The sequence below is a fragment of the Marinobacter sp. LM1 genome (assembly GCF_042763285.1).
GTDB classification, from domain to species: domain Bacteria; phylum Pseudomonadota; class Gammaproteobacteria; order Pseudomonadales; family Oleiphilaceae; genus Marinobacter; species Marinobacter nauticus.
On sequence record NZ_CP114373.1, the window covers coordinates 2,082,929 to 2,097,788 of the forward strand.

General features: G+C 57.3%; 12 protein-coding genes. 10 read left to right on the forward strand and 2 right to left on the reverse strand.

Annotated elements, in window-relative coordinates; translation table 11 throughout:
• The first annotated feature begins 2 nt into the window (after nucleotides 1-2).
• The 4 genes from OZ656_RS09745 to OZ656_RS09760 are packed head-to-tail and all read left to right on the forward strand — an operon-like array spanning nucleotide 3 to nucleotide 2,673.
• Nucleotides 3-653 (forward strand): MotA/TolQ/ExbB proton channel family protein, encoded by a 651-nt coding sequence (locus OZ656_RS09745; protein ID WP_014421339.1) that lies wholly within the window; start codon nucleotides 3-5, stop codon nucleotides 651-653.
• Between the two features lie 40 nt (nucleotides 654-693).
• Nucleotides 694-1,224, forward strand: coding sequence for a biopolymer transporter ExbD (locus OZ656_RS09750; RefSeq protein WP_278350656.1), 531 nt, complete (start codon nucleotides 694-696; stop codon nucleotides 1,222-1,224).
• Entirely contained in the window at nucleotides 1,221-1,709 is a 489-nt protein-coding gene (locus OZ656_RS09755; RefSeq protein WP_022991142.1) for a biopolymer transporter ExbD, read from the forward strand. The genes OZ656_RS09750 and OZ656_RS09755 overlap by 4 nt, the downstream gene beginning before the upstream one ends.
• The gene (locus tag OZ656_RS09760; protein ID WP_278350655.1) at nucleotides 1,702-2,673 is read left to right on the forward strand and encodes an AgmX/PglI C-terminal domain-containing protein; all 972 of its coding nucleotides are present in this window, start codon (nucleotides 1,702-1,704) and stop codon (nucleotides 2,671-2,673) included. The genes OZ656_RS09755 and OZ656_RS09760 overlap by 8 nt, the downstream gene beginning before the upstream one ends.
• A 13-nt stretch (nucleotides 2,674-2,686) precedes the next feature.
• Here the strand turns inward: OZ656_RS09760 and OZ656_RS09765 are convergent, their stop codons facing one another.
• On the reverse strand, nucleotides 2,687-3,172 hold the full coding sequence (locus OZ656_RS09765; protein ID WP_011785079.1) for a MaoC/PaaZ C-terminal domain-containing protein: 486 nt from the start codon (nucleotides 3,170-3,172) through the stop codon (nucleotides 2,687-2,689).
• Nucleotides 3,173-3,395: 223 nt separating this feature from the next.
• Here OZ656_RS09765 and OZ656_RS09770 point away from each other — a divergent pair, with 223 nt between their 5' ends.
• The 3 genes from OZ656_RS09770 to OZ656_RS09780 all read left to right on the forward strand — a co-directional run bounded on the left by OZ656_RS09770 (nucleotide 3,396) and on the right by OZ656_RS09780 (nucleotide 10,368).
• Nucleotides 3,396-5,072, forward strand: coding sequence for a long-chain fatty acid--CoA ligase (locus tag OZ656_RS09770; RefSeq protein WP_014421344.1), 1,677 nt, complete (start codon nucleotides 3,396-3,398; stop codon nucleotides 5,070-5,072).
• 127 nt (nucleotides 5,073-5,199) lie between these two features.
• Nucleotides 5,200-9,120, forward strand: coding sequence for an ATP-dependent RNA helicase HrpA (gene hrpA / locus OZ656_RS09775; protein ID WP_379945176.1), 3,921 nt, complete (start codon nucleotides 5,200-5,202; stop codon nucleotides 9,118-9,120).
• 126 nt (nucleotides 9,121-9,246) lie between these two features.
• A complete protein-coding gene (locus OZ656_RS09780) occupies nucleotides 9,247-10,368 on the forward strand; it encodes a beta-ketoacyl-ACP synthase III (RefSeq protein ID WP_379945177.1) in 1,122 nt (373 codons plus the stop codon).
• Between the two features lie 6 nt (nucleotides 10,369-10,374).
• On the opposite strand, the gene OZ656_RS09785 is transcribed toward OZ656_RS09780, so the two are convergent.
• The gene (locus OZ656_RS09785; protein WP_014421347.1) at nucleotides 10,375-10,782 is read right to left on the reverse strand and encodes a thioesterase family protein; all 408 of its coding nucleotides are present in this window, start codon (nucleotides 10,780-10,782) and stop codon (nucleotides 10,375-10,377) included.
• 88 nt (nucleotides 10,783-10,870) lie between these two features.
• Between OZ656_RS09785 and OZ656_RS09790 the strand changes: the two genes are divergently transcribed.
• Genes OZ656_RS09790 through OZ656_RS09800 form a run of 3 tightly spaced genes read left to right on the forward strand, consistent with a single transcriptional unit; the run spans nucleotide 10,871 to nucleotide 14,859 of the window.
• Nucleotides 10,871-11,653, forward strand: a complete 783-nt coding sequence (locus OZ656_RS09790; RefSeq protein WP_022991148.1) for a VacJ family lipoprotein — start codon at nucleotides 10,871-10,873, stop codon at nucleotides 11,651-11,653.
• Between the two features lie 23 nt (nucleotides 11,654-11,676).
• Nucleotides 11,677-13,164, forward strand: coding sequence for a DUF3336 domain-containing protein (locus OZ656_RS09795; protein ID WP_379945178.1), 1,488 nt, complete (start codon nucleotides 11,677-11,679; stop codon nucleotides 13,162-13,164).
• A gap of 6 nt (nucleotides 13,165-13,170) precedes the next feature.
• Nucleotides 13,171-14,859: an ExeA family protein gene (locus tag OZ656_RS09800; RefSeq protein WP_379945179.1), complete on the forward strand. Its 1,689-nt coding sequence runs from the start codon at nucleotides 13,171-13,173 to the stop codon at nucleotides 14,857-14,859.
• Nucleotide 14,860: the final 1 nt, after the last annotated feature.

A 14,860-nucleotide genomic window follows, 5' to 3' on the forward strand; every position in this document is an offset into this window, starting at 1 on the left:
CCATGCTTGATACCGTTATCCGCTTTTTCCAGGAGGGTGGTCCCTTCATGTACCCGATTGCCATTGTGCTTGCACTCGGGCTGGCGATCACTCTGGAACGTTTCCTGTATCTCGGAGCGGTTCGCCGTCGAAACCGGGTGGCATTTGAGCGCGGCATTCTGCCCGCCCTGCAAAAACGTGATTACCAGCGCGCCATGAAGGCGGCGTCCAGCTCAGACAGCGCAATTGCCTCAGTGCTTGGCGCTGGCATTGCCCGGTTGATCAATAACTGCCGGCGTGAAGACATCGAATACGCGATGGAAGAGGGGCTGATGGAAGTGCTGCCCCGATTGGAAAAGCGCACGCAGTATCTCGCCACCCTGGCCAACATTGCGACGCTGCTGGGCTTGCTTGGCACCATCATTGGCTTGATTGCGGCATTCACCGCGGTTGCCGCCGCAGACCCCGCGCAGAAGGCATCGCTGTTATCGGAAAGCATTTCCGTGGCCATGAATACCACTGCTTTTGGCCTGATGTCGGCCATTCCGCTGCTCCTGTTCCATGCGGTACTGCAGACCCGCACCAACGAGATTGTCGACAGTTTTGAAATGGCGGGGGTCAAGCTCCTTAACATGGTGTCTGAGTCCGCAAACCGGCCGGCGGCGGCCGCCTGATGGTGCCGGCATTCCAGGATCTGATCAGGAGTAGCCGAACATGAGACGTCGACATCGCAGACTGACGGCCTCGGCAGACCTCGACATTACCGCCTTTCTCAATCTGATGATTGTGCTGGTGCCGGTGTTGCTTCTGGGCATGGTGTTCAGCCAGATCCGGATGATCGAGCTTAACTTTCCGGGCATGGAAGCGGGGCAGGCGCCGGATGCCGAATCGTTCCAGCTGGTGGTGACGGTGCTCCCGGAGGGTATTGAGGTGGCGGACAGCGACCGCGGCCTCATTGACGTGTTGCCTGTTACCGGGCAGGGCCAGGCCTATTCACGACTGAGTGAACTGTTGCAGCGGATTAAATCCCGGATGCCCGACAAGACGGACGTGATCCTGGAAGTCGGACCAGACGTTGACTACCAGACTCTGGTGTCGGTTATGGATACGGTGCGCTCTTACCAGGCGGTGGTGGCAGCGAGCGTTGTGGAAGCAGAGCTCTTTCCGGATGTGTCTTTGATGGATGCTGGTGAGGATCGCAATCTGGCCGCGCGACCGATGGAAGGCAAAGGAGAAGGCGCGTGAAGTTGTCGAGACGAGCCCGGCTGCGCCAGCGTCACTATGGTCGGATGCACAAGGCTGGTGGCCTGAATCTGGTGTCGCTGATGGATATCTTTACCATCCTGGTGTTCTTCCTGATGGTGAATTCCTCGGATGTGAAGGTCATGCAGAACACCGCGGACGTTCCGTTGCCCAGTTCGACTGCCAAACAGGAAGCGGTGGAGAACCTGACCGTACAGGTGGTGGGCCAGTCCATTCTGGTCCAGGGCCGGGAAGTGGCGCGCCTGGACGGCATCGAAGCCACAGATACCCGCATTGCCGGCTTGTCCGAAGAGCTGGCGTACCGAAGGAACCGCTGGGCTGAGGTGCCAGAGAATGGTCTTGAGGTCACAATCATGGCGGCCAAGGATACCGATTACCGGTTGCTGAGAAAGATCATGCAGACCTGTGTCGATGAGCAGTTCCGGCAGGTGCGCCTGGCGGTGGAGTCGGAGGTTCGTAATGGCTGATCGCAGGGAACTGCCGCAACCGTCCCGGCTGCCCTGGTCCAGGGACAGAGCAGAGTCAGGCCGCTTCGGCCTGATAACCGGGCTGATGCTGGCGCTATTTCTTATTCCTGCCCTCATTATCCCGGGCTTGCAGGTACCGGAACCCGAGCGTGAACAGGCTGAGCAGTTGCGGCCACGGCTCGCGAAGCTGGTACAGCCACCGAAGCCGGTTGAGCCACCAGATCCGGTTGTGGAGCCAGAGCCTGAACAGCCCAAGCCAGAGCCGGAACCGGAACCGGAACCGAAGCAGGTTGAGGAGCCGCAACAGATTCCTCCTGAACCGACGGTGGCGAAATCGGAGCCGAAGCCAGCGCCGCAGACGACCGAGCAGGCTCGGGAAACCGCCTCACGTTCTGGCCTGTTTGCCATGAAAGACCGGCTCAGTGCTCTGACGTCTGTGGACACTCCGGCACCTGAGGTGCAGCGTGTCGCGAATGTCAGTAACAGTCAGGCGGTTGGCCTGGCACCGGAAACGCCGAAAGATTCGGTACTGCAAGGCAGCGGCGGTGTTGAAACCCGCGAAGGGCCAGTTCGGGAAGTCGAACTGGCTAAGCATGAAACCAGTGACGTAGCCGCTCCCCGGGAAACCGCGCCTCAGGTGGCAAGCCAGCCGGAACCCGCCCGGCCGTCAGTGGGCGAGCGTGCCATGAGCAATATCCGGCAGGTATTTGATGCCCAGAAGAGCGTGCTCTATTCCCTGTACCAGCGGGAGTTAAGGCAGGATCCAACCCTTGAGGGTAAGGTTACCCTGGAACTGGTGATTGAGCCGGATGGCAGTGTCTCAGCCTGTGACGTGGTGGGCTCGGAGCTGGACCACCCGATGCTGGAGAAGCGCATTGCTTTGCGTGTACAGATGTTCAATTTCGGGGCAGCCAATGTGGAAACCCGGAAGGTACGATTCCCCATCGATTTCCTTCCGGGGTAATGCCAGCCGAAACTCAGTTTTCGATGGTGATTTTCGGCAAGCGGGGTTTTTGCAAGGAAATCTTTTCGGTGGGGGCAATCACCTTGGCCTCGCCGGTAACCACCTGATCACCGTTCTGATTGCGCACATCGCAGCCAAAAGACACACGGTTTTTAGGTTCCTTGCGAAGCACAGACAGGGTGACAGTCAGTGTGTCGTCCAGCTTGACCGGTCGTTTGAAGGACAGGCTCTGTTCCAGGTAGATGGTGCCGGGGCCGGGCATTACTGTGGCCAGGGCGGCAGAAATCAGTGAGCCACTCCACATACCATGGGCAATGCGTTCCCGGAACATGGATTCTGCCGCAAACTCGGAATCCAGGTGCACCGGGTTTACATCGCCGGATACCGCCGCAAACAGCACCAGCTCATCTTCGGTGAGGGTGCGTGTGAAGGTGGCTGAATCGCCCTCGTTCAGTTCGTCGTAGGTAATGTTTTCCAGCGTATCCAGGGTGTCGCTCATCACAGGCTCCGGTGATTCAGTGTTCGAGTACGGTTGTACCGTTTGCTGATCTGAAAACTACCTCATCGTTAACAAAACTGCTATTCTCTCCCCACTTTTTTGAGGCTGATACTTTAGTCGGGTTGATTTTCCCGAGTGTTCGGTCTTGGCAAAACATTACAATCAGGGGGCTTCTGAACCCATCCGGTAGTACCCCACAGCGCCAATCAGACAGGAGATGGTGATGGATTTTGAGCAGTTCTATCAAGACAAATACCCAGCTGGCATCCCCCGGGAAATCGATCTCAATAAATACAAGAACATGGTGGATGTTTTTGAGCAGGCGGTACAGAAGTTTGCAGACAAGCCTGCGTTTACAGCAGTTGGCGTTACCCTGACTTATCGGGATCTTGATACTCAGAGCCGTAACTTCGCGGCCTGGCTGCAGAACAAAACTGACCTGAAACCGGGCGACCGCATTGCGGTGCAGATGCCGAACGTAACCCAGTATCCGGTGGTTGTGTTCGGGGCCATGCGCGCTGGTCTGATTGTGGTGAACACCAACCCCCTGTACACCACTCGTGAGATGGAGCACCAGTTTAACGATTCTGGCGCAAAGGCACTGGTTGTTCTGGCCAATATGGCCGACAACGCGGAGAAGGTTTTGCCCCATACCGGCATCGAGCACGTGATCGTGACCGAGATTGCCGATATGCACTCCCCCATCAAGCGTACCCTGATGAATGCCGCGGTGAAGCACCTCAAGAAGATGGTTCCGGCGTTCAACATTCCGGGTGCTCATAAGCTGCCGGCGGTACTCAGCGCCGGTGCCCGTGAAAAGTTTACCCCGGTCGACATCAAGCTGGATGATCTGGCCGTGCTGCAGTACACCGGCGGTACCACTGGTGTTGCCAAGGGTGCCATGTTGACTCACGCCAACCTGGTGGCCAACCTGACGCAAGTCCGGCCGATGCTGGAAGATCAGGTGGAAGAGGGCAAGGAAGTGGTGATTGCACCGCTGCCCCTGTACCACATTTACTCCTTCACCCTGAACTGCGGCATTATGCTGGAAGCAGGTGCCCATAACGTTCTGATTCCGAACCCGCGTGATATCCCCGGATTCGTTAAAGAGCTGCAGAAGCAGAAGTTCTCTGCCTTTATTGGCCTGAATACCTTGTTTGTGGCCCTGTGCAACAATGAGGATTTCCAGGATCTGGACTTCTCTGGCCTCAAGCTGACTGCCTCTGGTGGTATGGCCCTGACCAGCGATACCGCGAAAATGTGGCAGCGTGTAACGGGTTGCGAAATCAGCGAAGGCTACGGCATGACCGAGACTTCTCCGGTGGTTACCTTCAATCCCCGCAGCGCCATCCAGATCGGCACCATCGGTCTGCCGATTCCGTCCACTGTGGTTAAAACCATTGACGACGACGGCAACGAAACACCGGTCGGCGAGCCGGGCGAACTGTGCGTGAAGGGCCCGCAGGTGATGCGAGGTTACTGGCAGCGTCCCGATGATACCCAGAAGTCGTTCACCGATGACGGTTTCCTGAAAACCGGCGATGTGGCCCTGATCCAGGAAGACGGCTATATCCGCATTGTGGATCGTAAAAAGGACATGATCATTGTGTCCGGTTTCAACGTGTTCCCGAACGAAATCGAAGATGTTGTAACCACACACCCGAAAGTGGTGGAGTGTGCCGCCGTGGGGATCCCCGATGCCAAGAGCGGCGAAGCGGTGAAGGTTTATGTAGTGCCCACCAAAGAAGGTGTAACCGCCAACGAACTCAAGGAGTTCTGTCGGGAGCGTCTGACCGCCTACAAAGTGCCCAAGCACTTTGAATTCCGCGATGAACTGCCCAAGAGCAACGTGGGCAAGATCCTGCGCCGCGAACTGCGGGACGAGGCCAACGCCAAGTAACAGGCGAGGCCCTCATGCCAACCAAAGACCCTGCTTCGGCGGGGTCTTTGTGTTTCTTGGCTCCGGTTTTCGTTAGACTGTTTCGCCCTGACGTTCCACCTATCCATTGATGAGCCTGCAGCTGTTAATGACTGACAACACTCGTTCCGAAACTCCTGTTGACCCCCGGGCCGCCGTCAAAGCGATGATGAGCCAGCTGGAAGCCTGTAACCAGCAGGAGGCCGCCCGTATCATTCGCTGTGTAAGCCGTTGCAAGGGTAACCCTGGTAACAAGGACCTGGAAAAGATGGCGCAATGGCTGGATCAGGGGCTCGACAAGGTGCGTAAGCGTCAGGCATTGCACAAGCCTGCGACCTTTCCCGCAGGGTTGCCGGTCAGCGATCGGGTCGAGGACATCAGTGATGCCATCAACAACCATCAGGTGGTGATCATTGCCGGTGAAACCGGCTCCGGTAAAACCACTCAGATTCCGAAGATTTGCCTGAACCTGGGGCGCGGCATCCGCGGCCTGATTGGCCATACCCAGCCCCGGCGGATTGCCGCGCGCAGTGTTTCCAGCCGGATTGCCGAAGAACTGGGTGAGACGGTAGGCCAGCAGGTCGGGTATCAGGTGCGGTTTACCGACAACACCTCGGAGTCGTCCCGGGTCAAGGTAATGACCGACGGCATCCTGCTGGCGGAGGTGCAGCACGACCGTTTTCTGGATCGCTATGACACGCTGATTATCGATGAGGCCCACGAGCGCAGCCTGAATATCGATTTTCTGCTCGGCTATCTCAAGCAACTGTTGCCGAAGCGCCCGGATCTGAAAGTCATCATTACCTCGGCCACGATCGAGGTGGAGCGCTTCAGCGAGTTTTTCAACGAAGCGCCCGTGATCGAAGTCAGCGGTCGTACCTTTCCGGTAGATATTCGATATCGACCCCTGGTTGGGGACGAGGACGACCGGGATCAGGGCTGGACCGACGGCGTGCTCTCGGCATTGGACGAGATTGAACAGCATGAACGGCAGGAAAAACAGCCTCCGGGGGATGTACTGGTTTTTCTGCCAGGCGAGCGGGAGATCCGGGCCCTGAGCAAGGCGCTGCGCCACGCCGACCTGCGTCACACCGAAGTGTTGCCGCTGTATTCCCGCCTGAGTAACCAGGAACAGAATCGGGTGTTCCAGGGCCACAAGGGGCGGCGGATTGTGTTGTCCACCAACGTGGCTGAGACTTCGCTGACGGTGCCCGGTATTCGCTACGTGATTGATACCGGCGTTGCCCGCATCAGCCGGTACAGTGTGCGCTCGAAAATACAGCGTCTGCCCATTGAACCGATTTCCCAGGCCAGTGCCAACCAGCGGGCAGGCCGGTGTGGGCGTGTGGCGCCGGGGATCTGTTTCCGTCTGTACGACGAAACGGACTTTTTGAACCGCCCGGAATACACCGATCCTGAAATCCTGAGAACCAACCTGGCCTCCGTTATCCTGCAAATGGCCACATCCGGACTGGGCGAGATCCGGCACTTCCCGTTCCTTGAGGCGCCGGATCGTCGCCAGGTTAACGATGGTTACAAGCTCCTGGAAGAACTCAGCGCCGTCGATGACAAACGCCGAGTTACCAGGCTTGGGCGCACCATGGCCCGCTTGCCACTGGATCCTCGGTTAGCCCGTATGCTGGTGACATCAGCGGAGCAGGGCAGTCTGGCGGAAGTGTTGATTGTGATTGCCGGCCTGAGCGTTCAGGACCCCAGGGAACGACCTCAGGACAAGCAGCAGGCGGCCGACCAGGCGCACGCCCCGTTCAACGACAAGGAATCGGACTTCGCCACCCTGCTGAATATCTGGAACTGGTTCGAAGAACAGCGCCAGGAGTTGTCCCAGAATCAGCTCAAGAAACTGTGCCAGAAAACCTTCCTGAGCTGGATGCGAATGCGTGAGTGGCGGGACATTCACCGTCAGCTCACCCTGATCTGCCGCGAACAGAAGCTGACATTGAATAGCCAGCCGGCCAACTACGACGCAGTGCATAAAGCCATTCTGGCCGGCTTGCTTGGTCAGGTGGCGGTGAAAGTGGAAAAGCGGGAGTATCTGGCCACCCGAAACCGCAAGGTAATGATTTTCCCGGGCTCCAAAGTCGGCAAGACGGCGCCCAAGTGGATTGTGGCGGCCGAGATCGTCGAAACCAGCAAGGTGTTTGCCAGAATGGTGGCGGCCATTCAGCCCGAATGGGTGGAGCCGCTGGCCGGCCACGTAGTAAAGCACCACTTTTTTGAGCCCCACTGGGAGCAGAAGCGTGCCCAGGTGATGGGGTACGAGAAGGTCACACTGTATGGCCTGGATGTGGTCCCCAAGCGCCGCATTCCTTACGCCAAGGTAGACCCCGCGGAGTGCCGGAATCTGTTTATTCGCCGCGCCCTGGTTGAGGGGGATTACCAGTCGAGGGCGCCGTTTATTGCCCGTAACCGCGAAATGCTGGATACCGTTGAGAATCTGGAGAAGAAAACCCGGCGGCGGGATCTTCTGGTGGATGATGAAGTGCTGGTGGCGTTCTACGACCAGAGACTGCCCGCGGATATCGTCAGTGGCCGGCATTTTGAGTCCTGGTGGAAAGGGTTATCCGCTGAGGAATTGAAGAAGCTGGAGCTGACCGAGGCTGACGTTCTGCAAAGGCCTCTGGATGAGTCCTCGGCCCAACAGTATCCCGACTATCTGGAATGGGAGGGGGTGAAATACCCTTTGAGCTACGAATTTGAGCCCACCAGTGAGCGCGACGGCGTAACGCTGAATGTGCCCCTGATGGCTCTGCGACAGATCCCCGCCCGGCGCCTGGAATGGCTGGTACCGGGGCTGCTTCGGGAAAAATGCATTGCCCTGGTAAAAGGTCTGCCGAAAGCGCTGCGCCGAAATTTTGTGCCGGTACCGGACTTCGTCGACGCCGCGCTGGCCAACCTGCAGCCGGGCAATGAGCCTCTGGCGATCAAACTGGGCGAACAGCTGCGTCGCATGACGGGGGTCCAGATTGATCCGGATGCCTGGCCGGAAGAGGAGCTTCCCCGCCACCTTAGAATGAACTTGCGGGTGACTGGCGATAAAGGCAAGGTCATCGCCGAAAGTCGTGATGCGGGGGAACTCCAGGCCAGACTGGAGGGTCGGGCCGAAGAAGCGCTGGCGTCGGCGACGAGAGATGAGCCCGGGCAAAAACAGGCGGGTGAATACATAGCCTGGCAATTTGGAACCCTTCCTGAGCACGTTCAAACGGAAAAAGGCGGTATGCAGGTCACGGTGTACCCGGCTCTGGAAGATCTGGGTAATAAGGTTCGTGCTACTCGGTGTCTGGACAAGCTCACCGCAGAGGATACCCATCGTCGCGGCGTTGCGCGGCTGATTGTGAACCGGTTCGGTAATACCCTGGCGGATCTTGAACGAAAGCTGCCCCGGTTCAAACAGTCGGCGTTGATGTTTGCACCGATCGGCCAGGCAAAGGGACTGCTGGATGATCTGGTGCTGTCGACAGTTATGCAGCATTTCCTGGCGGATAAACTGCCCAGAACCGAACAGGCGCTCTCAGAGCTGTTCGACCGCCACCGGGGTGACTTCATTCCGGCTCTGGAGGCTGCTGATGAGCGCCTGTTTCAGGCCATGAACGGCTACCAGAAAGTCGCGAAACAGCTCAAGGGCAAGATTAATCTGGCGCTGGCAGCAAGCATGGCCGACCTCAAGTTCCAGCTGCAGCATCTGGTGTATCCGGGGTTCCTGGTCAATACCCCGGTTCAGTGGCTGGAACGGTTCGGCACCTACTTTGAAGCGGCGGACATCCGGCTGGAAAAAATGCCGCGGGAAATGGGCCGTGAGCGGGAATTTCTCCACACCATTGAGCCATTATGGGCCCGGTATGCCGCCAAACTGGAGCAGCAGAAGCGGCAGGGCGTGCGAGATCCCGAACTGGAAACCTACCGATGGATGCTGGAGGAGTTCCGGGTGTCGTTTTTTGCCCAACAACTGGGCACGGTAATGACGGTTTCGGCGAAGCGGCTGGATAAACAATGGGAAAAGACCCGCATATAACCTTGCCGGATGCACCATAACAGGGCCACTGGACGATAGTCCCACGGGCAATTCCGCCGGACTGTGTTAGTATTTCTGACATTGTGATGTCAGAAACCGTTTTTATAATTGTGACGTGGGGTTATTGTGATTAAAGCCGTCATCAGCGGAACCGGCCTGTATACGCCGCCCGCCATTATCGAGAATGATGAACTGGTTGAAGCCTTCAATCAGTACGTGGAGCTGTTCAACAACGAGCATGCCGACGAAATTGCCCGCGGTGAGGTTGCCGCCCTGCAACCCTCGTCCTCTGCCTTTATTGAAAAAGCCTCCGGCATTAAGCGCCGCCATGTTATTGATCGGGATGGTATTCTTGATCCCCACCGCATGACCCCCTACATTCCCGAACGCAGCAATGATGAACCGTCGGTTCAGTGCGATATGGCCGTGGCTGCAAGCAAGGAAGCCCTGGCCCAGGCGGGCAAAACGGCGGCTGATGTCGATGCCGTGATTGTGGCCTGTTCCAACCTGCAAAGGCCGTATCCGGCCATCGCCATTGAAGTGCAGGAAGCCCTGGGTATTGAAGGCTTTGCCTACGATATGAACGTGGCGTGCAGTTCCGCCACCTTCGGTCTGCAGGCGGCGGTCAACTCGGTCGAAAATGGTGCAGCACGTTCGGTGCTGGTGGTCAGCCCGGAAATCTGCTCGGGCCACCTGAACTTCAGGGATCGGGACAGCCACTTTATCTTTGGTGATGCCTGCACGGCGATACTGGTTGAGCGTGAGGAAGACACCAAAGCCGGCCAGGGTTTTGAAATTCTGGGTACTCGTCTGAAAACCAAGTTTTCCAATAACATCCGGAACAACTTCGGCTTCCTCAATCGTGCCGATGAATCCGGCATTGGCAAGCCAGACAAACTGTTTGTCCAGCAGGGGCGGAAGGTATTCAAGGAAGTCTCACCCCTGGTGGCCGAGACCATTCAGGGCCACCTGGCATCCCTTTCCCTCAGCCCGGATAATCTCACCCGGATGTGGCTGCATCAGGCCAACCTGAACATGAACCAGTTAATTGCGCGCAAGGTTCTGGGTCGCGATGCCAGTGTGGAAGAGGCTCCGGTGATTCTGGACGAATACGCTAACACCAGTTCCGCTGGTTCCATCATCGCGTTCCACAGACACAAGGACGATCTGAAAGCCGGCGATCTGGGCGTGATCTGCTCATTCGGCGCCGGCTATTCCATTGGCAGCGTCGTGGTTCGCCACCGCTGAGCCTGTTTATCTCGCTGCCAGCGCCCGCAAGGTGTCTGGCAGCGGGGTGGATTTGCGTGTCGCCCGGTCCGTCCAGACGATTTTCGCATAGCCTTCCGCGTAGATATCTCCGGTATCCTTGTCTTTCAACAAGTGGTAAGTGTCCAGGCTGGTATTTCCGGCTTTGTCCGCGTAAGTTTCCACCACCACATTGGCGGGGTGAGTCAGCTCCTTCAGGAATGTGGCGCTGGTCTTTATAATGACCGGCCCGGTGGCATCTTCGGCACCACCGAGTTCCAGTGAGGCAAGCCAGACAATCCGGGCTTCTTCAAAGAAACGAAAGTAAACTGTGTTATTGGCGTGGCCGTATGCATCCATATCACCCCATCGCAGTGCCATGGTGAGGGAGCTGACGGGATTTCCCGGTACTGACATCGGATTTCCTCCGGAAGGTTGAAAAATAATAATAAAGCGCCGGTATTGTTGACGAAACTGAACAGGTTAAACAACCCAAGAGAGCGACATGAAAGAGCGTAAGTCCCGGCGCTGGTCATCCTGGATGGTCATCGCAGTTTTCCCGGCCCTGGCGGTCTTTAATCCGGCCACGGCCCAGAATCTCCAGGAGCCCCCGGGTGAACAGACTATGCCGGTTGAAACCGGCGATCCCTATGAAAACTGGAACCGAAAGGTCTTCGCCTTTAATGATGCTATTGACCGGTGGTTTCTCCGGCCGGTAGCCAAGGGCTATCGCACTGTCACTCCAGATCTGGTGGACCGGGGGATTACCAATTTTTTCAATAATCTGACCGAAATCCGTAACTTCACCAACAGCCTTCTGCAGCTGAAGGGTGAGTCTGCGGTTGTGGCGGTTGGCCGTTTTACTTACAACACGGTTTTCGGTCTTGGTGGTTTCTTTGATGTTGCCAACGCCTTCGAGCTGCCCGAGCGGCCGGAGGATTTCGGCCAGACCCTGGCAACCTGGGGCGTGGATTCCGGTCCTTACCTGATGCTGCCGTTGCTAGGGCCGTCCACGCCCCGGTATTTCACGGGTATGGCGGCGGACGGATTCATGCTGCCTTCGGCGTGGGACTCGGTCGAGAACCCCGAATGGTATTACCTGCGAATGCTCCAGATTGTGGACAAGCGGGCAGATCTGATCCCGGCGGAGAATTTCATTTCCGGGGATCGGTACACGTTTATGCGCAATGCCTTCCTGCAGCGTCGTGAATTCCTGATTAACGATGGTAAGATCACCGAAGATCCTTTCGCGAGTGATGATGACGATCTGATGCTCGACGATTTCTGAGTGTACAAGCCGGGAGGCGACAGGTGATCAAGGACCCGAGAATAACCCGTTTCCGACAAATGCTGGCGCAGGCCACGAATTATGAACAGTGGAAAGCGGCCGCACTGGAGCTGGATTTTCTTGAGGGCAATGCTGAATGGAAAGAGGATTTTGCCTCCGATCTTTACCATTACGAGCTGATCTATGATCGCCTGTCCAATCTCAAGCAGTATCGCCAACAGAATGATTTCGAGCGCCTGAAGCGCGCGCTCAGGGAAGGGTTGCATCACGACCTTGGCAACATGGGGAATCCGGCGCTGTACACCCGCTCCCGCGTCGGTACCAAACACCTGATTGAAGAATACATCACTCAGGTCTGTGAGTCGCTGGATTACCTCTGTGACCACCCGGTCCCTGGCTTTCCGGTGTATGACAAACTGCAGTTTTTCCGCGACACCCTGACAAGCTACGGGCGGCCCACCTTACTGTTGAGTGGTGGCGCCAGTCTGGGCATGTTCCATTTCGGGGTTATCAAGGCGCTGTGGGAGAAAGGCCTTTTGCCGCAGGTGATTGCCGGCTCCAGCATCGGCGCCATTATCGCCGGCATTCTGGGGGTTCATACCGATGCTGAAATTCCTGAAATGCTGGTGCCTGAAAGCCATAACCTGAAAGCATGGAAATGGCGGGGGTTGTTAAGCGCCATGCGCGGAACCGGTCTGATGGACCAGGACACATTGCGCCGATGCCTGCGTGAGAATATTGGCGACTATACCTTTGAGGAAGCCTACCAGCGCACGGGGCGCAGTATTAATATCAGTGTGTCTCCGGTGCAGGCGCATCAGAAAGCCCGCTTGCTGTGCGGTTACACGTCACCGTACCTGTTGGTGTGGAGTGCCGCCCTGGCCAGTGCCGCAGTACCGGGTATTTTCCCGCCGGTGACGCTGATGAAGAAAGATCTCAATGGCAATTCGCTGCCTTACATGCCGCGGCTCAAGTTTGTGGACGGCTCTGTTGTGAGCGATCTGCCCATTGAACGACTGATGCATCTTTATGATGTAAATTTCACCATTGTCAGCCAGACCAACCCTCACGTGGTGCCGTTTCTGACTGATCGTGGCCAGGATGAAAAACTGTCACTGACCAATCTGCCGTCACACTTGCTGAAATCCGAGATACAGTTCCACGGGCAAGGCGTATTCGATTACCTGAGAAAGCGGGTGCGGCCAGAGATTCTGCGGCAGCTTTCCGGCCAGATGTATACCATTATGGCTCAGCGTTACTCCGGTGACGTGACCATCGCGCCGAACTATTCGCTGCGACATTTTCGGCGTATGCTTGCCAACCCGAGCCCCGAGTATGTTCGTGAGATGATTCTGGAAGGAGAGCGGGCTACCTGGCCGAAAATATCCATGATTCGCTCCCACGCGCGGATCTCGAAAACCCTGGAGCGTTGCGTTCGCCGCCTGAAACAGCAAAACCGGCGCGCAGCGGAACTCAAACTGGTAAGCGGTGACAGCCCGGCCAGGCCCTGAGGAACCATGTACTACGATTTCTTCGGCTTTCGTGAGCCGCCATTTTCAATCGCTCCCGACCCCCGATATCTCTACCTCAGCGATCGCCACAAGGAAGCTCTGGCGCACCTGATGTACGGTGTGCAGGGGCAGGGCGGTTTCATTGTGATCACCGGCGAGGTGGGCACCGGTAAAACCACGGTTTGTCGCTGCTTCATCGAAAATGCGCCGGCACATGTGGATATTGCGCTGGTACTGAATCCGCGCCTGTCTGCCAGGGAGCTGCTGTCGTCCGTTTGTGACGAACTTGAAATAGCGCACCAACCTGATGCCAGTATCAAGACCCTGGTCGACAGCATCAATCAGGATTTGCTGAAAGCCCACGCCGCTGGCCGGCACAAGGTGTTGATTATTGACGAGGCCCAGAACCTCTCTGCTGAGGTGCTCGAACAGCTGCGCTTGCTGACCAACCTGGAAACCTCGGAAAAGAAACTGCTTCAGATTGTCCTGCTTGGCCAGCCGGAATTGCAGGACATCCTGGCTCTGCCGGAACTTCGCCAGCTCAATCAAAGGGTCACGGCACGCTACCACCTGGATGCAATAGACCGGCAGGAATTGCCTGCCTATCTGCAGTACCGGCTTAATGTTGCCGGTATGCGGGGTGATATTTTTACCCCCGGGGCGGTCCGTAGACTGTATCGGGAAAGTCAGGGCGTACCCCGGCTTATCAATCTGATCAGCGACCGGGCACTGCTCGGAGCCTATGCGGAGGGAGATCATCTGATCTCCGTCACCCACATTCGCAAAGCGGCAAAAGAGGTCAATGGCGGCCTGGCGATGGCTCCGTCCGGGCGGACGTTCGGTAGCCGGGGCAGTCATGTATGGTTGGTTGTCGCCTCGGTCATACTGGCCATCATTGGCACCTTGTGGCTGCTTGAACTTCCTGGTTCACCCACCCCGGCACTCGCCGAGCCCAAGGCCGAACGGTCCGTTGCAGGTGTGATTGAACGGGAGGCAGAGCCTGAGCCGCAAACGGTATCAGATTCTGACCAGCCGGAAATCGTGGCGCCGGAGCCAACATCGCAGGGGTTCGTGTTCAACCAGCACACCCAGTCGTTGGCTGAGGCCTTCACCGCTTTGTTTGGTCTGTGGGGCAAGAGCTATGAACGGTCGGCCAACCCGATCGCCTGTGATTACGCCGCAACGGTGGGGCTGGCCTGTCTGGAACGCCAAGGCAGTCGCAGAAGCCTGGAGTTCATCAATCGGCCGGCCATCCTTCAGTTAAGGGATGAAAATGGCCGCACTCGCCAGGTCGTCGTGGAACGACTGGATGGTGATCTGGCCGTGATTGCGACGCCCCGGGGCAGCCAGCAAGTGCCATTCCGGGAGATTGAAGACTACTGGTACGGTGATTTCCGGGTGCTCTGGCGAATTCCCGAATTCATGACCGGCGATGGTTTCTACGGCGATGACTCTGGCCAGCAGTTATGGATCGGTGCCCGTATGATGGAGCTGGCAGAGCGCCTGAGCAGCGGTGAGCAGGAGGCGGCCCGGGTCAAGCGGATGGATATGACGGAACAGGTGCGCTGGTACCAGGAGAAACGTGGGCTCACCGTGGATGGTATTGCCGGCGCCATGACCATTATTCAGATGAACAACGATCTGGCCGACAATATTCCACGGCTGGTGTCAGCAGAGATGGCCAGGAGCGGGTAGC